General features: G+C 66.2%; 22 protein-coding genes. 10 read left to right on the forward strand and 12 right to left on the reverse strand.

What is annotated here, in order from left to right; all coding sequences use genetic code 11:
- Positions 1-172 precede the first annotated feature (172 nt).
- Complete coding sequence (locus tag WS62_RS30050; protein WP_066578843.1) at positions 173-1135, forward strand: LysR family transcriptional regulator; 963 nt, start codon at positions 173-175, stop codon at positions 1133-1135.
- A 433-nt stretch (positions 1136-1568) separates the two neighbouring features.
- Here the strand turns inward: WS62_RS30050 and copC are convergent, their stop codons facing one another.
- Positions 1569-1946 (reverse strand): copper homeostasis periplasmic binding protein CopC, encoded by a 378-nt coding sequence (gene copC, locus WS62_RS30055; RefSeq protein WP_066578846.1) that lies wholly within the window; start codon positions 1944-1946, stop codon positions 1569-1571.
- A gap of 150 nt (positions 1947-2096) precedes the next feature.
- Between copC and WS62_RS30060 the strand changes: the two genes are divergently transcribed.
- Positions 2097-2819, forward strand: a complete 723-nt coding sequence (locus tag WS62_RS30060) for a pseudouridine synthase (protein WP_066578847.1) — start codon at positions 2097-2099, stop codon at positions 2817-2819.
- A gap of 117 nt (positions 2820-2936) precedes the next feature.
- On the forward strand, positions 2937-3125 hold the full coding sequence (locus WS62_RS30065; protein ID WP_010102128.1) for a hypothetical protein: 189 nt from the start codon (positions 2937-2939) through the stop codon (positions 3123-3125).
- On the opposite strand, the gene WS62_RS30070 is transcribed toward WS62_RS30065, so the two are convergent.
- Positions 3118-4197 (reverse strand): NAD-dependent epimerase/dehydratase family protein, encoded by a 1080-nt coding sequence (locus WS62_RS30070; RefSeq protein ID WP_066578927.1) that lies wholly within the window; start codon positions 4195-4197, stop codon positions 3118-3120. The genes WS62_RS30065 and WS62_RS30070 overlap by 8 nt on opposite strands.
- Before the next feature lie 28 nt (positions 4198-4225).
- Between WS62_RS30070 and WS62_RS30075 the strand changes: the two genes are divergently transcribed.
- The 3 genes from WS62_RS30075 to WS62_RS30085 all read left to right on the forward strand — a co-directional run bounded on the left by WS62_RS30075 (position 4226) and on the right by WS62_RS30085 (position 7187).
- Positions 4226-5257, forward strand: coding sequence for a CDP-6-deoxy-delta-3,4-glucoseen reductase (locus WS62_RS30075; RefSeq protein WP_066578849.1), 1032 nt, complete (start codon positions 4226-4228; stop codon positions 5255-5257).
- 280 nt (positions 5258-5537) lie between these two features.
- Positions 5538-6722, forward strand: a complete 1185-nt coding sequence (locus WS62_RS30080) for an acetylornithine transaminase (RefSeq protein WP_066578852.1) — start codon at positions 5538-5540, stop codon at positions 6720-6722.
- A gap of 6 nt (positions 6723-6728) precedes the next feature.
- Entirely contained in the window at positions 6729-7187 is a 459-nt protein-coding gene (locus WS62_RS30085) for a GNAT family acetyltransferase (RefSeq protein WP_066578858.1), read from the forward strand.
- Between the two features lie 171 nt (positions 7188-7358).
- Here the strand turns inward: WS62_RS30085 and WS62_RS30090 are convergent, their stop codons facing one another.
- The 8 genes from WS62_RS30090 to WS62_RS30125 form a co-directional block, all read right to left on the reverse strand.
- Positions 7359-8027 carry a DUF2278 family protein gene (locus WS62_RS30090; RefSeq protein ID WP_066578861.1) on the reverse strand — a complete coding sequence of 223 codons (669 nt, stop codon included), beginning with the start codon at positions 8025-8027 and terminating at the stop codon, positions 7359-7361.
- Between the two features lie 302 nt (positions 8028-8329).
- Entirely contained in the window at positions 8330-9046 is a 717-nt protein-coding gene (locus WS62_RS30095; protein ID WP_066578864.1) for an ABC transporter ATP-binding protein, read from the reverse strand.
- Positions 9046-9819: an ABC transporter ATP-binding protein gene (locus tag WS62_RS30100; RefSeq protein WP_066493674.1), complete on the reverse strand. Its 774-nt coding sequence runs from the start codon at positions 9817-9819 to the stop codon at positions 9046-9048. The genes WS62_RS30095 and WS62_RS30100 overlap by 1 nt, the downstream gene beginning before the upstream one ends.
- 61 nt (positions 9820-9880) lie before the next feature.
- Positions 9881-11050: an ABC transporter permease subunit gene (locus WS62_RS30105; protein ID WP_066493673.1), complete on the reverse strand. Its 1170-nt coding sequence runs from the start codon at positions 11048-11050 to the stop codon at positions 9881-9883.
- A 10-nt stretch (positions 11051-11060) separates the two neighbouring features.
- Positions 11061-12011, reverse strand: coding sequence for a branched-chain amino acid ABC transporter permease (locus WS62_RS30110; protein ID WP_066578867.1), 951 nt, complete (start codon positions 12009-12011; stop codon positions 11061-11063).
- 222 nt (positions 12012-12233) lie between these two features.
- Positions 12234-12737 (reverse strand): FscRII, encoded by a 504-nt coding sequence (locus WS62_RS37735; protein ID WP_066578929.1) that lies wholly within the window; start codon positions 12735-12737, stop codon positions 12234-12236.
- Between the two features lie 276 nt (positions 12738-13013).
- Positions 13014-13994: a 4-hydroxy-3-methylbut-2-enyl diphosphate reductase gene (gene ispH / locus WS62_RS30120; protein ID WP_066493671.1), complete on the reverse strand. Its 981-nt coding sequence runs from the start codon at positions 13992-13994 to the stop codon at positions 13014-13016.
- A gap of 2 nt (positions 13995-13996) precedes the next feature.
- Complete coding sequence (locus WS62_RS30125) at positions 13997-14452, reverse strand: FKBP-type peptidyl-prolyl cis-trans isomerase (protein WP_066493670.1); 456 nt, start codon at positions 14450-14452, stop codon at positions 13997-13999.
- A 137-nt stretch (positions 14453-14589) separates the two neighbouring features.
- Here WS62_RS30125 and radC point away from each other — a divergent pair, with 137 nt between their 5' ends.
- From radC to nadB, 4 genes are all read left to right on the forward strand, one after another.
- Positions 14590-15375, forward strand: coding sequence for a RadC family protein (radC, locus tag WS62_RS30130; RefSeq protein WP_066578870.1), 786 nt, complete (start codon positions 14590-14592; stop codon positions 15373-15375).
- A 299-nt stretch (positions 15376-15674) separates the two neighbouring features.
- Positions 15675-15908, forward strand: a complete 234-nt coding sequence (gene rpmB, locus WS62_RS30135) for a 50S ribosomal protein L28 (RefSeq protein WP_004186391.1) — start codon at positions 15675-15677, stop codon at positions 15906-15908.
- A 17-nt stretch (positions 15909-15925) separates the two neighbouring features.
- Positions 15926-16093 carry a 50S ribosomal protein L33 gene (gene rpmG / locus WS62_RS30140; RefSeq protein WP_004185395.1) on the forward strand — a complete coding sequence of 56 codons (168 nt, stop codon included), beginning with the start codon at positions 15926-15928 and terminating at the stop codon, positions 16091-16093.
- 168 nt (positions 16094-16261) lie between these two features.
- Entirely contained in the window at positions 16262-17863 is a 1602-nt protein-coding gene (gene nadB / locus WS62_RS30145; protein WP_066578931.1) for an L-aspartate oxidase, read from the forward strand.
- A 126-nt stretch (positions 17864-17989) separates the two neighbouring features.
- On the opposite strand, the gene nadC is transcribed toward nadB, so the two are convergent.
- The gene (gene nadC, locus WS62_RS30150) at positions 17990-18874 is read right to left on the reverse strand and encodes a carboxylating nicotinate-nucleotide diphosphorylase (protein ID WP_066578872.1); all 885 of its coding nucleotides are present in this window, start codon (positions 18872-18874) and stop codon (positions 17990-17992) included.
- On the reverse strand, positions 18871-20007 hold the full coding sequence (nadA, locus tag WS62_RS30155; protein WP_066578933.1) for a quinolinate synthase NadA: 1137 nt from the start codon (positions 20005-20007) through the stop codon (positions 18871-18873). Before nadA ends, nadC begins: the two co-directional genes overlap by 4 nt.
- Between the last annotated feature and the right edge of the window lie 46 nt (positions 20008-20053).

Genomic DNA, 20053 nt, shown 5'->3' on the forward strand with positions numbered 1-20053 from the left:
CACGCGAAGGCTGCTCGGCGCGTGCCGGCCAGCTTCGTTCCGGGCTGATAGGTTGGCGTCGTGGCGCATTCAGCTTCCTGTCAAACGACCAAGCACACTCGATTCGCGTTTGTGCAGAGCATCCCTAGGATTCATCCATTAACAAGACATTTAAAGTCTCGTCAAATCATCTATGCGCGAGGTCAATCGTTTCTCCGAGATGGCGGTGTTCGTTCAGGTGATCGAGTCGTGCGGATTCTCTGCGGCGGGACGACGGCTCGACATGACGCCGTCGGCGATCAGCAAATTCATTCAACGGCTCGAGACGCGGCTCGGCGTGCGCCTGCTGAACCGCACGACGCGCAAGCTGCAGCTCACGCCGGAAGGCGCCGCGTTCTACGAACGTTGCGTGCGCATCCTCGAGGACATCGCCGACGCCGAGCGCGAAGCGACGCGTGGCACGAGTCCGCAGGGGCGCGTGCGAATCAATTCGCACGTGCCGTTCGGCAAGCGCCATCTGATGCCGCTTCTGCCCGAGTTCCAGCGCCGCTATCCGGAGATCAGGCTCGACATCGTGCTATCGGATACGGTCGTCGATCTGCTCGACGACCGCAGCGACATCGCGATCCGCTCGGGCGCGCTCGACGATTCGCGGCTCGTGATGCGCAGGCTCGGCGGCAGCCGGATGGTCGTCGTCGGCTCGCCCGCGTACTTCGCGTGCAGGGGCGTGCCGGAGACGCCGGACGATCTCGATCGCCACCATTGCATCGGCCTCAGCAGCAACACGAAGGCATGGCCGTTCGTCGTGGCGGAAGGCCAGCGTCTGCGGCCGTCGGGCGGCAACCTGCTGCTCGGCGACGGCGAGAGCATCCGCGAGGCGGCCGTCTCCGGTCTCGGGCTCGCGCGGCTCGCGCGCTGTCACGTCGCGGAGGACATCGATGCGGAGCGCCTCGTGCCGGTGCTCGAAGCGTTCAATCCGGGCGACGAGGAAGAGATCAGCGCCGTGTTCGTCGGGCCGAGCGAACATCTGCCGGCGCGCGTGCGCGTGCTGCTCGATTTCCTGAAAGAGCGGATTCGCATCGGATCGCGCGTGATCGACGATCGGGACGAGGCACCGGCGACCGGCACGCGCGCCACCGTCACACGGCTGCGCTGAGCGCGCCGCGGTCGACGCGCCTCTCGGCGTCCGTCGTCCCCCCGCTAGCGCGCGTTCTTACGGCAGCGTTTCGATGCGGAGCATAGGGGCGAACGCTCGTCGAGCGCCGCCGTGCCAGTTCGCCGCGTCACGCATTCGGCGCATCACGCCGGCGGGCGAGATATCGAGATGCAAGAAGCATGGGCGATCCGTTTCGACAATCGCCGGCGCCGCCTCGGATGGCACGCCTCGAATGCGCGGATTTATTTTTATTCGAATGCGCTTTAAATCGATTCGACCAGGCGACAATAAACCGATCGATCCAGATTAATCGATTCCGCGCAACCGGATCGAATACGGATGATATCGAATGACGGATTCGGAAATATCCGATTTCGGCAAATGCCGCGGCGTGTTCGAATGCCGCGGCCGCACATTGCTTATTGCTTGCCGCTTATTTCACGGTGAACTGGTAGCTGCCCTGCGTGCGATGGCCGTCGGTCGCGACCGCAACCCACTTGACCGTATACGCGCCCGCCTGCAGCGGCTTGAGCGCGACCGACATGCGCTTGCGATCGGATGCGTCGACGACCGCCTTCTCGGCCGCGGCCGGCGCGCCCGCCGCGTCGACGACGACGATCGAGCTGAACGCCGGCTCGAGCGTTTCGGTGAAGCCGATCGACACGGCCTGCGGCGCGGCGACCGCGGCGTTCGCGGGCGGATCGGTCTTTTCGGGTTTCGCGTGCGCGAACGCGACGCTCGACAGCGTGAGCGCGAGCGCGGCGGCGAGGCCGCGCCGCGCGACGGAAGTCATCGTAGTCGTAGTTGTCATCGGGTACCTTCGTTCGAACGGGGAGTTGCGGTCGCGCCGAGCGCGGCCGCTCGGCCCCGAGCTTACCAGTCCCGGCGTGCGCTTGCGCTCGAGCGCGCCGCGACCGTTTGCCCGATCCGCGTTTGATACGCTTGCTACAATGCGCGCGCTATGGATCTCGAAAGCATTCTGTTTACACAAGGCTTCGGGTCGCGCCGCCAGTGCCGCGCGCTCGTCGAAGCAGGACGCGTCGCCGTCGGCGGCGCGACGTGCACCGACGCGCATGCGTCGTTCGACACCGCCCATCTCGCGTTCGAAGTCGACGGCGTCGCGTGGCCGTACCACGCTCGCGCGTACGTCGTGCTCAACAAGCCGGCGGGCTACGAGTGCTCGCGCGAGCCGCAGCATCATTCGAGCGTCTTCAGCCTGCTGCCGCCGCAGTTCGCCGAGCGTGGCGTCCAGTGCGTCGGCCGCCTCGACCAGGACACGACGGGCCTCCTGCTGCTGTCCGACGACGGCCAGTTCGTCCACGCGTACACGTCGCCGAAGCGCAAGGTGCCAAAGACCTACGTCGCGACGGTGCGCCACCCGCTCGACGACACGCAGCTCGATGCGCTGCGTGCGGGCGTGCTGCTGCACGGCGAGCCGAAACCGATCGCCGCGATCGCCGCGCGCGCCCGAGGAGAACGACTTCTCGAAATGACGGTCGCCGAAGGGAAATATCACCAGGTGAAGCGGATGGTCGCGGCGGCGAGCAACCGCGTCGAGGCGCTGCATCGCGCGAGCATCGGCGGCTTCGCGCTGCCGGCGGATCTCGCCGAAGGTGCGTGGCGCTGGCTCGACGAGCGCGATCTGGCCGCATTGCGCGACACCGCGAAAACCCTGTCAGGGTAAGTCCGAACGGCTACTGCGCAGCCATCCGGACCATGTTGCCTCGCAGCATGGCAGCGTCATCAAGCCCCGCTATACTCGAAACAAAACCACAACACGTTCCGGGTTTGGGGGGACATCATGACCATCAGCAATCCGATTGAAATTTCGTCCGTGATACTCGCGTTCGCGGCGCTCGGCGCGATCATGATCGGCGGGCTGCTCACCGCGATGCATCTGAAGCGCAAATATCATCCGAGTCTGATCGGCGCGCTGATCGGCGCGCTGCTGTGCTTCCTGCTGATCGAGGCGCTGCCGGCGATCACTTGATCGGGCGCGGCGCGGCCACGGTGCGCAGGAAATCATCGACGGTCGGATAGCGCAGCGCGACGCGCAATTCGCGCTTCATCCTCGCGTTCGCGAGCCGTCGCGACTCGCGCATAAACGACAGCAGCATCGGCTCGAGCTGCTGCTCCGCGTCGGCACGCGTGATGCGCGGCGGGTAGTGCATGCCGAACGCGCGCGCGACCTGCTCGAAGTAATCCCCCATCTTCAACTCGGTGTCGTCGCTCGCATGGACGACCCGCGCGGGCTTGCCGCGCGCCGCGGCGCGCAACAGGATCGACGCGAGATCGTCGGCATGGATATGGTTGGTATAGACGTCGTCGGCCTCGACGAGGGCCGGTGTCCCCTTCTCGAGCCGCGCGAGCGGCAGCCGGTTCGCCGCGTAGATGCCGGGAATCCGCACGATGCGCGCGGACAGCGCGCCGCGCGCGGTCGCGCGGCGCAATTGGCGCTCGGCCGACACGCGCCGTCGCGCGCGCGGATTCGCAGGCCGCACCGGACGCGTTTCGTCAACCCATGCGCCGCCGCAGTCGCCATAAACGCCGCTCGTGCTCGCGTACACGACGACGGGACGCGACAGGGCGTCGGGTACAATACGCGTTGCCTGAAAAGGCGGCCAAGCCGATCCGGCAGCGGCCCGCCCCGCGCGCAGCCTGCCGTACGCCGGCGCGAGCTGACGCGACGGCCGCCGCGGCGACGCGAGCGCGGCGACGAGCGCCTGCGTTCTGCGATCGACGTCGCCCGTCGCCTGCGGCGGCGCGAGATGCAGCACGACGCTTGCGAGACGCGCGAGACGCGCGAGCGTCGCGCGCTCGTCCAGATCGCCGACGACGGGCACGACGCCCGCCGCCCGCAGTTCGGCGCAGCGTGCCCGATGGCTCGTCAGCGCGACGATGCGCAGGTTCCGGCGCCGCGCGCGCAACTGCGCGACGCAACGCATGCCGACGTCGCCGCAGCCGACGATCAATACGCGCGGCCTGCGCAGGATTCGTGTCGCAATCATGGTGTATCGGTTGATCCGTAGGAATGCATTGTAGCTGCCGTGCACGCATTGCACGGTCCCCACTTTTTGTTCTCAACGACTTATGGCTTTTAACGTAACTCTCAAGCAAAGCGGCCGGCAGTTCCAGGTCGAGGCCGACGAAACCGTGCTCGCGGCGGCGCTGCGTCAGAACGTCCATCTGCCCTATGGCTGCAAGAACGGCGCGTGCGGTTCGTGCAAGGGCACGATCGTGCAAGGCCAGTTCGAGCAGGGACCGCACTCCGCGTCGGCGCTGTCGAACGACGAGCGCACGCGCGGTCTCGCGCTGCTGTGCTGCTCGAAGCCGCAGAGCGACCTCGAAGTCGACGTGCGCGAGATCGCCGGCGTCGACGGCGTTCAGGTGAAGAAGCTGCCGTGCCGCGTCGCGGCGCTCGAGCGCCGCGCGGACGACGTGATCGTGCTGAAACTGCAGTTGCCGGCGAACGAGCGCCTGCAGTATCTCGCCGGCCAGTACATCGAATTCATCCTGAAGGACGGCGCGCGCCGCAGCTACTCGATGGCGACCGCGCCGCACGAGGAAGGCCAGATCGAGCTGCACATTCGCCACATGCCGGGCGGCAAGTTCACCGACCACGTGTTCGGCGCGATGAAGGAGCGCGACATCCTGCGCTTCGAAGGCCCGCTCGGCACGTTCTTCCTGCGCGAGGATTCGGACAAGCCGATCGTGCTGCTCGCGTCCGGCACGGGCTTCGCGCCGATCAAGGCGATCATCGAGCACGCGCATCATCTGAAGCTCGGGCGCCCGATGACGCTCTACTGGGGCGCGCGCCGCAAGAAGGATCTGTATCTGCTCGACGTCGCCGAGCAATGGGCGAAGGAGATCCCGAACTTCGAGTTCGTGCCGGTGCTCTCCGAGCCCGACGCGAGCGACGCCTGGACAGGCCGCACGGGCTTCGTGCACCGCGCGGTGATCGAGGATCTGCCGGACCTGTCCGGCTACCAGGTGTACGCGTGCGGCGCGCCCGTGATGGTCGAATCCGCGCAGCGCGACTTCACGCAGCACCACAGCCTGCCCGCCGACGAGTTCTATGCGGACTCGTTTACGAGCGCCGCGGACCTCGCCCACGCCGTCTGAGCACCGCGCGGCCTCGGAAAAAACCGCCGCGACACCGAATTGTCGCGTCGCAGCGGTTTACTTGAGGCCGCGTGATGCCTTATGCTTGCGCACATGAACCGCTTCCAGTCCTCCCTCCGACGTCGCCGCTCGCCGCTCCGCACGGATGCCGCCGGCTCGTCACGGACTCGCGCGTAACCGCTTCCCCGTTACGCGAAAGCTGTTCGAACCACCAAGCCACGGCGTCCCCCGTGGCTTTTTTTATTGTCTTTTCGCCGACCGCGCCCCGGAGCCTGCCGCTATGCCGCTGAACGACTTTCCGATCGACTCGCTGATGTACATCACGAACCGCCCCGACATCGTGTTTACGCACGGCAAGGGCTCGTGGCTCTACGACCACACCGGCAAGCGTTACCTGGACTTCATTCAGGGTTGGGCGGTCAACTGCCTCGGCCACTGCAACGACGGCCTCGTCCAGGCGCTGCAGGCGCAAGCGGAGAAGCTGCTCAACCCGTCGCCCGCGTTCTACAACGAGCCGATGGCGAAGCTCGCGAGCCTGCTCACGCAGCACAGCGTGTTCGACAAGGTGTTCTTCACGAACAGCGGCGCGGAAGCGAACGAAGGCGCGATCAAGCTCGCGCGCAAATGGGGCCGCAAATTCAAGAACGGCGCGTACGAGATCATCACGTTCGACCACAGCTTCCACGGCCGCACGCTCGCAACGATGTCCGCGAGCGGCAAGGCCGGCTGGGACACGATCTACGCGCCGCAGGTGCCGGGCTTCCCGAAGGCCGAGATCAACAACATCAACTCGGTCGAGAAGCTGATCAGCGACAAGACCGTCGCCGTGATGCTCGAGCCGATCCAGGGCGAAGGCGGCGTGATCCCGGCGTCGAACGCGTTCATGCAGCAGCTACGCGCGCTGACGAAGCAGCACGATCTCCTCCTCATCGTCGACGAAGTGCAGAGCGGCTGCGGCCGCGCGGGCACGCTGTTCGCGTACGAGCTTGCGAACATCGAACCGGACATCATGACGCTCGGCAAGGGCATCGGCGGCGGCGTGCCGCTCGCGGCGCTGCTGTCGAAGGCGGACGTCGCGGTGTTCGAGGCGGGCGACCAGGGCGGCACCTACAACGGCAACCCGCTGATGACGGCGGCCGGCCACGCGGTGATCTCGCAGCTCGTCGCGCCGGGCTTTCTCGAAGGCGTGCGCGCGCGCGGCGAATACCTGAAGCGCAAGCTGCTCGAGCTGTCGGAAGAGCGCGGCTTCGAGGGCGAGCGCGGCGAAGGCCTGTTGCGCGCGCTGCTGCTCGGCAAGGACATCGGCCCGCAGATCGTCGAGAAGGCGCGCGACATGCAGCCGGACGGCCTGCTGCTGAACGCCGCGCGTCCGAACCTGCTGCGCTTCATGCCGGCGCTCAACGTGACGAACGAAGAAATCGACCAGATGATGGCGATGCTGCGTTCGGTGCTCGACTCGCTCTGATCGCACATGTCGACCGCGATCGTTGCCGACGACGTCGCGATCCGCCCGTTCGAGCACGGTGATACGGATGCCGTGCTCGCCGTGTGGCGCGATGCGTTTCCCGCGTACTCGGACGCAAGCACGCCGCACCGCGATCCGCGGCGCTCGATCGAGCTCAAGCTCGCGACGCAGCCGGAGCTGTTCTTCGTCGCGATCGCCGGCGGGAGGATCGCCGGGACCGTGATGGCCGGCTACGACGGCCACCGCGGCTGGCTGTATTCGCTCGCCGTCGAGCGCGGCGCACGGCGGCTCGGTATCGGCCGCGCGCTGCTCGTGCATGCGGAAGCGGCGCTCACCGCGCGCGGCTGCCCGAAAGTGAACCTGCAGGTGCTGCCCGGCAACGACGACGCGTGCCGGTTCTACGAAGCGCTCGGCTATCGCGCGGAAGAACGGATCTCGTTCGGCAAGCGGCTCGCGCCGGATTGAAGCTGCAAACGAGGGCAGCGCGCCGCGAGACTGCGCGGCGCGCCCCGCGCTCTTCCGGTCACCACGGCGCGTGCGGCCCTGACCGGATGCCGGTTCACGTGATTCCTCATCGGCATGCCGGCCGACGCGCCGCCGCGCAAGCGCACGCCCCTTCCCGCCGCTTGCGTCTCGCTACGAAATCGGCCCCGCGCCCGGCAGCGGATTGCCGAGGCTGTCGGTCGGCACCGCCTGCTGCTCGAACGCCGCGAAATACGCGGCCCACTGCTCGCCGCCGAGATCGACGAGAAGCGCGCCGTCCTGCCACACGTCGTTGTGGTCGTTCGCGTCGTCGCCCGCCTGATGCAGAAAATACGGGCCGGTCGATCCCTGGTTCATGTGCGTGTCGTGAATCCCGTTGCCTTCGACGTACGTGCGCCCGAACACGTACAGATCGAGATTCTGCTGAAGCGCGGCGTCGACGAGCCGCAACACCGACGGAATCGGTTCCGGATGTTCGGTGCCGTCCATCACGTCGCTGACCCGCCACGCCCCCGTTTCGCTCAGGACGTCGCTGCGCACGTAGTCGAGCGCCGGCAGCGCGTCGTCGTTCGTCAGGTCGGTGTAGCCTTCCGCGGCGGCGGCGAGCATCTGCGTGACCGGATGATGAAAATCGTAGACGAGCTTGTACTTGAGCAAGTCGTCCGCGTCGTTGGTGCCGACATTGATCGCGGCGTCCCAGTCGCCGCCGTGCAACGCGAGCGTCAGGTGGACGTGATACTGCGTCTCGTTCGCGCGCCCCACCGCCTTCAGACCCGCGACCGCTTTGATCTTCGCTTTCACGAAACCGTAATCGAGGCTCATGTGCGTCTCCGTTCGATGGTGGCACGCACATTGTGCCCGAGCTGCGTGTCGGTTTTCGATATGCCGATCGGCGAACGCCGCGCATCGTGCATCGGGAACTTGATCGGGCACGAAAGCCGACATCGGACGTCGCTTCGAGCGCCGCAATCAGCGGGGCACGCCATCGCACTCGGCCGCCGCGCCCCGATGCACGCGCCGCGCCGATGCCCCGATGCACAAAACAAAAAGCCGCCACGGCGAACCGTGACGGCTTCCTGAAAACCGCGCCGCGCGACCCGGCGCACGGCAAGCGTCGATCGTGCTTACTCGCCCAGATACGCGGCGCGCACCTTCGGATCGTCGAGCATCTGCTTCGCGTCGCCCTCCATCGTGACCGAACCCGAATCCATCACGTAGCCGCGGTCGGCCGCCTGCAGCGCGAGACGCGCGTTCTGCTCGACGAGCAGCACCGTGATGCCCTCCTTCGAGATCGTGCGCACCACTTCGAAGATCTTCTCGACCATGATCGGCGACAGGCCCATCGACGGCTCGTCGAGCAGCAGCAGCTTCGGCTTGGAGAGGATCGCGCGCGCCATCGCGAGCATCTGCTGCTCGCCGCCCGACAGCGTGCCCGCGAGCTGCGTCGCCCGCTCCTTCAGGCGCGGGAAGAAGCCGAACATCCGGTCGACGTCCTTCTTGATCCCGTCCGTGTCGTTGCGCAGATACGCGCCCATCTGCATGTTCTCGACGATCGACATCCGCGCGAAGATTCCGCGGCCTTCCGGCACCATCGCGAGGCCTCGCTTCAGGAGCTCGTGCGGCGGCACGCCCTTGATCGACTGGCCGTCGTACTCGATGTCGCCCGCCGAATACGGCTTGAGACCCGTGATCGCCTTCATCGTCGTCGTCTTGCCCGCGCCGTTCGCGCCGATCAGCGTCACGAGCTCGCCCTGACGAACTTCCATGTCAACGCCCTTGACGGCCTGGATGCCGCCGTAGTTGACCTGCAAGCCCTTGATTTTCAACATTGCCGTTGCCATCAGTGCACCCCTGCGCCGAGATATGCCTCAATCACCTTCGGATTCTTCTGCACATCCTGCGGCAGCCCCTCGGCGATCACCTTCCCGTAATCGAGCACCGTCATGCGGTTGCACAAATGCATCACGAGCTTCACGTCGTGCTCGATCAGCAGGATCGTGCGGCCGTCCGAGCGGATCTTGTCGAGCAGGCGCGTCAGCTCGACCTTCTCGGTCGCGTTCATGCCCGCCGCCGGCTCGTCGAGCGCGAGCAGCTTCGGATCGGTCGCGAGCGCGCGCGCGATTTCCAGCCGGCGCTGGTGGCCGTACGACAGGTTGCGCGCGGTGTAGTCCGCGTACTGCAGCACGCCGACGTAGTCGAGCAGCTCGATCGCGCGCTCCTTGATCTCGCGCTCTTCCTTGCGCTCGGCCGGCGTCTGGAACACCGCGCCCAGGAGACCGTGCTTCGTGCGCACGTGGCGCCCGACCATCACGTTCTCGAGCGCCGTCATTCCGCCGAACAGGCGGATGTTCTGGAACGTGCGCGCGATGCCTGCCTTCGCGACCTGGTGGACCGCGGTCGGCGTGTACGTGTCGCCGTCGAGCCGGAACTCGCCGGAATCGGGCGTGTAGAGCCCCGTGATCACGTTGAAGAACGTGGTCTTGCCCGCGCCGTTCGGGCCGATCAGGCCGTAGATCTCGCCTTCCGGGATCTCGAGGCCGACGTCGGACAGCGCCTGCAGGCCGCCGAAGCGCTTGTTCACGCCTTTGACGGACAGTCGAATTTGTTCGCTCATTGTCTTTTCTCCTGTGTCGACCAGCCCTGGCGCGTTAGCGCTCACGCTGGTCCCACGTCGTTTAAGCGCGCACCGGCTTCTTGCCGCCGCGCTTCGCCAGCTTCGCGATTCGGTCCTCATGCTTCGGCGCGGGCCACAGGCCTTCCGAGCGATACAGCATGATGATCACCATCGCGAGGCCGTAGAGGCCCTGGCGGATCACTTCCGTATCGATGATGTCGTGACCGAACAGCATGTGCTGCAGCGGGCTCATCGTCGAGCGCAGGAATTCGGGGAACACGGCGAGCAGTACCGCGCCGAGGATCACGCCGGGAATGTGGCCCATGCCGCCCAGCACGACGCACGCGAGCACGACGATCGATTCCCAGAACGTGAACGATTCCGGCGACACGAAGCCCTGGAACGCGCCGAACATCGCGCCCGACAGGCCGCCGAACGACGCGCCCATCGCGAACGCGAGCAGCTTCACGTTACGCGTGTTGATGCCCATCGCCTTCGCAGCGATCTCGTCCTCGCGGATCGCGGCCCACGCGCGGCCGATCCGCGAGTGCTGCAGCCGCGTGCAGACCCAGATCACGAAGAGCGCGCAGATCACGAACAGGTAGTAGTACATGTAGACCGACGGCAGCGAGAACCCGAAGATCTCGTGCGTCTGCGCGAGGTTGAAGCCCGCGACATTGACGGGATCGATGCCCGTGATCCCCTGCGGCCCGTTCGTCACGTTGACCGGACGGTCGAGATTGTTCATGAAGATCCGCACGATCTCGCCGAAGCCGAGCGTCACGATCGCGAGGTAGTCGCCGCGCAGACGCAGCGTCGGCGCGCCGAGCAGGATGCCGAAGAACGCGGCGACCGACATCGCTATCGGCACGATCACGAAGAACGGCACGTGCAGGCCGCCCGGCAACAATTGCGCGATCCAGTCGAAATGCGACGTCAGGTGCGGCGAGCTCAGGAGCGCCGCGGTGTACGCGCCCACCGCGTAGAACGCGATGTAGCCCAGGTCCAGCAGGCCGGCGAAGCCGACGACGACATTCAGACCCAGCGCGAGCATCACGTACAGCATCGCGAAGTCGAGCACGCGCACCCAGTAGTTGCCGCCCGCCGCGCCGATGAGAAGCGGCGCCGCGACGACGAGCGCCGCGGTCAGCACGCCGATGGTGACGGTCTTCGCGGTGTGGCGCTCTTCGACGAGCGAAGCCGACGTTTCGATCGGTTGAATGGATGTCATGTTGTTCTCCTTACGCGCGATCGGCGACACGTTCGCCCAAGAGGCCCGACGGCCGGAACACCAGCACGATGATGAGCACGATGAACGCGAACACGTCTTGGTAGTTGCTGCCGAACACGCCGCCCGTCAGATTGCCGATGTAGCCCGCGCCCAGTTGCTCGATGAGGCCGAGCAGCACGCCGCCCACCATCGCGCCGCCCAGGTTGCCGATCCCGCCCAGCACCGCTGCCGTGAACGCCTTCATGCCGGGGATGAAGCCCATGTAGAAGTGCACGTTGCCGTATTCGGAGGCAATCATCACGCCCGCGAGCGCGGCGAGCGCCGAGCCGATCATGAAGGTCGCCGAAATCACGAAGTTCGGATTCACGCCCATCAGGCTCGCCGTGTTCGGGTTCTCGGCGATCGCGCGCATCGCGCGGCCGAGCTTCGTCTTGTGCACGAGCAGCAGCAGACCCGCCATCACGAGAAACGCGACGATGACGATCGCGATCTCGGTCATCGAAATCACCGCGCCCGGATTGTTCTCGCCCGCCTTGATCACGCTGATCGGATCGGTCGGCAGCAACTGCGGAAACGGCAGCGGATTGCGCGACCAGATCATCATCGCGGCCGTCTGCAGCAGGATCGACACGCCGATCGCGGTGATGAGCGGCGCGAGACGCGGCGCCCGGCGCAGCGGCCGGTATGCGACGCGTTCGATCGTGAAGCCGACGCATGCGCAGACGACCGCCGCGATTCCGAGCCCGATCGCTAGCGTCGCGACGTGGCCAAGACCGGGGAAGTGGTTCTGCAGCACCGTGATCGCGGAAAGCGCGACCATCGCGCCCACCATCAGCACGTCGCCGTGCGCGAAGTTGATGATGCCGAGAATGCCGTACACCATCGTGTAGCCCAACGCGATGATGGCGTAGACACTGCCGAGCACCAGTCCGTTGAGGATCTGCTGGACGAAAATATCCATTTAAAGCTCCTTGGCCCGTGCCGCCGGATGAGCGCTCCGCCACGCGGATAAGCGATGGAATCGCGACAACTCGACGACACTGCGGGTACTAAGTCAATACCGGTAAGGTGATGTCGGCCCGGCGCGGACGGTGCGGACTGTGTGACCGCGCGTCTTGCCGGGACGGATACGAAAACGGCACCGCACTGAAGCTTCGGTGCCGTCGCGAGTCCCGTCTGTAATTCACGACTTGAGGACGGTGTGCTTGGCCTCCTTGAAGTCGTAGAGCGTCCATGCGCCAACCTTCGCGTCGCCGATGCGACCGCGCACGACATCGGCCGTCGCCTCGCGGGCGGGCGCCGGCATCGGATGCGGCACGTCGAATGCTTCGCTCGGGTCGGCGCGCCTCGTGGTGTCGGCGGTCGCGCGCACTGCGTCGTTTGCGATCGGCGCACGCCCGGACGCCGCCGCCGCGCGAACGACGGCCGTCCGTCGCGCGACCGGGTCGCCCGGCGCGCCGATGCCGACGGTTACGACGATGTCGGTGCGCGCGCGCTTGATCTGAGTCGGCATCGCGGCGAAATTCGCCGCAGGACGCCCGCCACCGGCGGCGGGCGCGTCGCTCGGGGAAGCCGTCGGGGCCGCCTCGGCTTGCGCCGCCGCCCCGCCGTCGCGTCCGTCGGCGGCCGCTGCGAAGAGCGCAACCGCAGCGTCGACGGGCCCGGCGTCAACCAACTTCAGATGCATCAAATAAGGTCTCCAGCGCCTTGCCAAAACCATGTTTCAAAGGCCACCAAGCCTGAAAACGGGCGCATTGTAACTCTATTTATAGGACGACCAATATTCCTGATTCGACAGGGTTTTCCTGCATTGCAACCTTTTTTGAGCACGCCATTTCGGACGATATTGCAACTTGGTTGCACCGTCACAGTGCCGAATGGTTGCTCCATGGGGAAATTCGCCCAAAATAAAAGCGCGCCCTAAGGCGCGCTTTTTGCAATCTGACTGAAATGAAACCGGCGATCAGGCGGCGGGCGATAGATTCAAGCCGCGCGGCAACGGGAACGACACGTTCTCCTCGATGCCCTCGAGCGCCCGCACGTTGGTCACGCCAAGCTCGCGCAAACGCGCGATCACCGCTTGCGCGAGCACCTCGGGCGCCGACGCGCCCGCCGTCACGCCGATCCGGCGCTTACCGGCAACCCACGCAGGGTCGATCTGCTCGGGGGCGTCCACCATGTAGGCGGCGACGCCGCGCTTCTCGGCGACTTCGCGCAAGCGGCTCGAATTCGAGCTATTCGGGCTGCCGACGACGATCACGACGTCGCACTGCGGCGCCATGAACTTCACGGCATCCTGGCGATTCTGCGTCGCATAGCAGATGTCCTGCTTCTTCGGCTCGCGGATCGCGGGAAATTTCGTCTTGAGCGCGCCGATGATCTCGGCCGCGTCGTCGACCGACAGCGTCGTCTGCGTGACGAGCGCGACGCGCTCCGGATCGGGCAGTTCGAGCTTCTGCACGTCGTCGACGCTTTCGACGAGATGCATCCCGCGCTCCACCTGGCCCATCGTGCCTTCGACTTCCGGGTGCCCCTTGTGGCCGATCATCACGATGTCGACGCCCTCCTGGCGCATCTTCGCGACCTCGACGTGCACCTTCGTGACGAGCGGACATGTTGCGTCATAGATACGCAGGCCGCGCACGGCCGCCTCGTCGCGCACCGCCTTCGACACGCCGTGCGCACTGAAGATCACCGTGTTGCCGGACGGCACTTCCGCGAGTTCCTCGACGAAGATCGCCCCCTTCTTCCTCAGATCCTCGACGACGTACTTGTTGTGCACGATCTCGTGGCGCACGTAGATCGGCGCGCCGTGCATCGCGATCGCGCGCTCGACGATCTCGATCGCGCGATCGACGCCCGCGCAGAAACCGCGCGGCTGAGCGAGCAGAATCTCGGCGTCGGCCGCGGCGACCTGACCGGACAGCGTATCGGTGGAGCTCATGATTACAGAATCCCGATGATTTTCACTTCGAACGTGAGCGCCTGGCCCGCGAGCGGATGGTTGAAATCGAAGAGCGCGGACGTCTCGCCGATCTCCTTCAGCACGCCCGCGTAGCGGCCGCCGTCCGGCGCGTTGAATTCGATCAGGTCGCCCGGCGCGAAATCGTCGCCGACCATGCCGTTATCGCGCAGCGTCGCGAGCGACACGCGCTGGATCATGTCCGGATTGCGCGGCCCGAATGCTTGCTCGGGCGTTAGCCGGAAGGTCGAATGGTGGCCTGCCTTGAGGCCGATCAGAATCTCTTCCAGCGACGGCGCAAGCTGCCCCGCGCCGAGCAGGAGCGTGGCGGGCTTGTCGGAGAACGTGCTGACGATGTCGGCGCCGTCGGCAAGGGCGAGCCGGTAATGAAGCGTGACGTGCGAACCGGGCTTCACTTCTGCAAGGTCGATGAGGCTCATGTGGTACTCGTTCAATCGGCGCCCGAAAACGACGGGCGGCACAACGCAAAGGCCTTATTGTAAGTCACCTCGGCGATCGAGGCGGAATGCGGACGTGATTCGCCTTGCGAGCACGCAGGATATTGGAGGTCAGCAGCATGCAGTACGAGACTTTTACAGTCGGCGAGAACGTCGACGACGAGCCCGCGCGCGATCGGCTCGCCCCGCCGCCGGCCGCTCCGCCGGCTCCGGCCGCACCGCCCCCGCAGCCCGCCGCCGCGGCGCACCGCGGGCGCGACCTGCCGCGCGAACGCCTGCTTGCGCGCGGGCCCGCCGCGCTGTCGGACGCGGAGCTCGTCGCGCTCCTCCTCGGCTCGGGCCTGCCCGGTCACGACGTGTTTGCGCTCGCGCACACGCTGCTCGCGCGCTTCGGCTCGCTGCGCACGCTCCTCGACGCGGCGCCCGACGACTTCAAGGGCCTGCGCGGAATCGGCCCCGCGCGCACCGCAATCCTGGTCGCGGTCGTCGAGTTGGCGCGCCGCGCACTCGCCGAGAAGGCCCGCGAGCGGCCGCTCGTCGATTCGCCGGGCGCGGTCGAGGATTATCTGCGGCTGCTGATCGGCACGCGACAGCACGAAGTGTTCGTATGCCTCTTCCTCGACGCCCGGCATCGGCTGCTGCGGACGGAGGAGACCGCGCACGGATCGCTCACGCGCATGGCCGTCTATCCCCGCGAAATCGTGCGGCGCGCACTGTCGCTGAATGCGGCGGCGCTCATCGTCGCGCACAATCACCCGTCGGGCGCGGTACGACCGAGCGCTGCGGACCGGCACTTGACGCGCGTGCTGCGCGACGCGCTCGCGCTCATCGACGTGCGATTGATGGACCATCTCGTCGTCAGCGCAAGCGACACGTTTTCATTCGCGCAGGCAGGCTGGATCTAGCGTGTCGCCGGTCCCACACCACGGGCTGCGCGCCCCCCCGCATCGCCTGGGCCGACGCCGCGCGAATCCCGTTGCGAAATTGGGTTTGATTTTCCTGAAGTTTTTCTGTTAGAATCGCCGTCTGTCTTTTTTCCAACCAGTTCTGAAGCCGCTGAAGCGGTCTCGTGGCCTTGTCGATCAAGGATCAACCACGGATCGGAGGCGCTTTTCCTGGCACGGCCGAGACTTACGTGGTCGCGCAAAGAAGAGAACCTTCACCGGCGATCGAACCCCGAATTCAGCGTATTAGGAGTGCTCTCATGGCACGCGTATGCCAAGTAACTGGGAAAGCGCCGATGAGCGGCAACAACGTTTCCCACGCCAACAACAAGACGAAGCGTCGCTTCCTGCCGAATCTGCAAAACCGCCGGTTCTGGGTTGAAAGCGAAAACCGTTGGGTGCGTCTGCGCGTTTCGAACGCCGGCCTGCGCCTGATCGACAAGAACGGCATCGATTCCGTGCTCGCCGACCTGCGCGCACGCGGCGAAGCCTAAGTCCAAGGAGCACTAACATGGCGAAAGGCGCACGCGACAAGATCAAGCTCGAGTCAACCGCTGGCACGGGTCACTTCTATACGACCACGAAGAACAAGCGCAACATGCCGGAAAAGATGGAGATCATGAAGTTCGATCCCGTCGCCCGCAAGCACGTGGCGTACAAAGAAACCAAGATCAAGTAATTCTCTGGTTTCGAAGAGCCTGATGACGACGAAAAGCCCCGCAATCGCGGGGCTTTTTGCGTTGGCGGTCGGACACCCTCTTTTCCGGCGCGGTATGCTCTGCCCTTTCCGCCCGCATTGCGCGCGGCGGAAAAGATAAGACAAAACGCGCAAGAAACGGAGATGCAGATGAATTTCGATGTGGCGATCGTCGGCAGCGGCCTCGCCGGCCTGTCGGTCGCGCTCAATCTCGCGCAAACGCGACGCGTCGCGCTGGTCGCGAAGCGATCGATGATGGAGGGCGCGAGCGACTACGCGCAAGGCGGCATCGCCGCGGTGCTCGATTCGGCGGATAGCGTCGAGAATCACGTGAACGACACGCTGATCGCGGGCGGTGGTCTGTGTGACGAAGCCGCGACGCGCTACATCGTCGAGCACGGCCGCGAAGCGATCGAATGGCTGATCTCGCAGGGCGTGCCGTTTACGAAGGACGACGCCGCGGAGCTCGGCTTCCACCTGACCCGCGAAGGCGGCCACAGCCATCGCCGCATCATTCACGCGGCCGATGCGACGGGCCACGCCGTGCTCGCGACGCTTTCCGAGCGCGCCCGCACGCACCCGAACATCACGTTCTTCGAAGATCACCACGCGATCGACCTCATCACGTCCGACCGCCTCGGGCTGCCCGGCCTGCCGGGCCGGCGCTGCGTCGGCCTCTACACGCTCGACGTACAGACCGGCCAAACGGTGACGATCGAGGCGCCGCACACGGTGCTCGCGACAGGCGGCGCCGGCAAGGTCTATCTGTACACGACGAACCCGGACACCGCGACGGGCGACGGCATCGCGATGGCGTGGCGCGCGGGCTGCCGGATCGCGAACATGGAGTTCATCCAGTTCCATCCGACCTGCCTGTTCCACCCGTACGCGAAGTCGTTCCTCATTTCCGAGGCCGTGCGCGGCGAAGGCGGCCTCCTCAAGCTGCCGGACGGCACCCGCTTCATGCCCGCGCACGATCCGCGCGCGGAGCTCGCGCCGCGCGACATCGTCGCGCGCGCGATCGATTTCGAAATCAAGAAGCGCGGGATCGACTGCGTGTATCTCGACATCAGCCACCAGCCCGAAGCGTTCCTGCGCGAGCATTTCCCGACGATCTTCGCGCGCTGCCTCGAGTTCGGCATCGACATCTCGAAGGAGCCGATCCCGGTGGTGCCGGCCGCGCACTACACGTGCGGCGGCGTCGTCACGGATCTCGCCGGACGCACCGACATCGCGGGCCTTTACGCGGTCGGCGAGACGTCGTGCACGGGCCTGCACGGCGCGAACCGCCTCGCGAGCAATTCGCTCCTCGAATGCCTCGTGATCGGCCGCGCGACCGCTAACGCGATCGAGAGCGCCGGCTACGATTCGGCGACGCACGGCCCGCTGCCCGCATGGGACGAGAGCCGCGTGGCGGACGCGGACGAGGAAGTGGTCGTCGCGCACAACTGGGACGAGCTGCGCCGCCTGATGTGGAACTACGTCGGCATCGTGCGCACCGACAAGCGCCTCGAGCGCGCGCAGCATCGCCTGAAGCTGTTGCGCGACGAGATCCACGAGTATTACGCACACTTCCGCGTGAGCCGCGATCTGCTCGAGCTGCGCAATCTCGTCGACGTCGCGTCGCTGATCGTCGACAGCGCGCGAGCGCGCCACGAAAGCCGCGGCCTGCACTACAGCCGCGACTGGCCACAGGCATTGCCGAAGGCGCTGCCGACCGTACTCACGCCAACGCGACGCGCATCGAAATGAAGCACGCATGACGCGCACCGAAAACGGCGCGCAATAAACAAAGGGCTGCCGGCGCATGGCTCGCCGGCAGCCCTTTTCTTCCGCCCCACCGCCCGCCCGACGATCCGGACACGCGTAGCCGTTACATCATTCGACGATGCGCATCGAGTAATCGGTCGCGCGCACGTCCTTCGTCAGCGCGCCGATCGAGATCCGGTCGACGCCCGTCTCCGCGATCGCACGCACCGTGTCGAAGTTCACGCCGCCCGACACCTCGAGCACCGCGCGGCCTTCCGTGTTGCGCACCGCGTCGCGCATCATGTCGAGCGTGAAGTTGTCGAGCAGCACCGACTGCGCGCCGTGGGCAAGCGCCGTGCGCAACTGCTCGAGCGTTTCGACCTCGATCTGCACCGGCACGTCGGCGTTCAGCGCGAACGCCGCGTCGAGCGCCTTGCCGACGCCGCCCGCCGTCGCGATGTGATTCTCCTTGATCAGGATGCCGGCATAAAGCGCGAGCCGCTGGTTCGCGCCGCCGCCGACGCGCACCGCGTACTTCTGCGCGAGCCGCAGGCCCGGCAGCGTCTTGCGCGTGTCGAGGATGCGCGTGCGCGTATCCTCGATCCGGTCGACATAGCGGCGCGTCGCGGTCGCGACCCCCGACAGCAGTTGCAGGAAGTTGAGCGCGTTGCGTTCGGCCGTCAACAGCGACCGCGCGGGGCCGCGCAATTCGCAGACAGTCGAGTCCGCCGTCATCCGATCGCCTTCGCAATACCGCCAGTCGACTTCGATCGACGGATCGACCGCGCGCACCACCGCGACGAACCACGGCACGCCGCACAGCACGGCCGCCTCGCGCACGATCACGCGCGCGCGGCACGGTGCGCCGTCCGGCACGAGACGCCCGGTCTGATCGCCGCTGCCGACATCCTCGGCAATCGCATCGGCGACATTGCGCGCGATCGCCGCTTCGAATGCGGCGCCGTATTCGCGCGAGATCTCAGCGAAGAGCGGCGACACTGCGTCGTTCGTCATGCCGCCCCCACGTTCGCGAAGAGTTGCTGATCGCGCTGCAGGTCGCCGCTCGCCTGCACGCGCTGCTTGTGACGCGCGGCGAACTCGAGCATCCGGTCGATCGGCACGCGCGCGCGCTCGGCGATCGGCGCGTCGACGAAGATTTCGTTGTGGCCGCGCTCGAGCACCTCGGCCAGATTCGACAGCGCGTTCATCGCCATCCACGGGCAATGCGCGCAACTCTTGCACGTCGCGCTATTGCCGGCAGTCGGCGCCTCGATGAAGGTCTTGCCGGGCGCCGCGAGCCGCATCTTGTGCAGGATGCCGAGATCGGTCGCGACGATGAAGCGCTGCGCATCGAGCTTCACGGCCGCGTCGATGAGCTGCGTCGTCGAGCCGACGACGTCCGCGAGCGCGACGACGCTCTCGGGCGATTCGGGATGCACGAGGATCTTCGCGTCCGGATATTCGGTGCGCAGCAGATCGAGCTCGACGCCCTTGAACTCGTCGTGGACAAGGCATGAGCCCTGCCACATCAGCATGTCGGCGCCCGTTTTCTTCTGGATGTAGCCGCCGAGGTGACGGTCCGGCGCCCAGATGAGCTTCTCGCCACGCGCATGCAGATCGGCGACGATCTCGAGGCCGATCGACGACGTGACCATCCAGTCGGCGCGTGCCTTCACAGCAGCGCTCGTATTCGCGTAGACGACGACCGTGCGGTCCGGATGCGCGTCGCAGAACTGCGAGAACTCGTCGATCGGGCAGCCGAGATCGAGCGAGCACGTCGCGTCGAGGTCGGGCATCAGCACGCGCTTGTTCGGGCTCAGGATCTTCGCCGTCTCGCCCATGAAGCGCACGCCGGCGACGACGAGCGTCCGTGCGTCGTGATCGCGGCCGAAGCGCGCCATTTCGAGCGAATCGGCGACGCAGCCCCCCGTCTCGTCCGCGAGCGCCTGCAGATCCGCGTCGACGTAATAGTGCGCGACCAGCACGGCCTTCTCGCGCGCGAGCAAGGCCTTGATCCGCGCCTTCAGCGCGTCGCGCTCGCCGGCGGCGAGCGGCTCAGGCACCTTCGCCCACGCCTCACCGACGCCGCAGGCCGCCCCTGCCGCGAACGGGCGGTCATACTCGACGGGTTTGATCGCCGATTGCATCTTCATCTCCTGTCGACCGGAGTTGGCGCTTGAGCGCGTACTCTGG

Origin of the sequence: Burkholderia sp. ABCPW 14, from assembly GCF_001523835.1 — a bacterium.
In the GTDB taxonomy this organism is placed as follows: domain Bacteria; phylum Pseudomonadota; class Gammaproteobacteria; order Burkholderiales; family Burkholderiaceae; genus Burkholderia; species Burkholderia mayonis.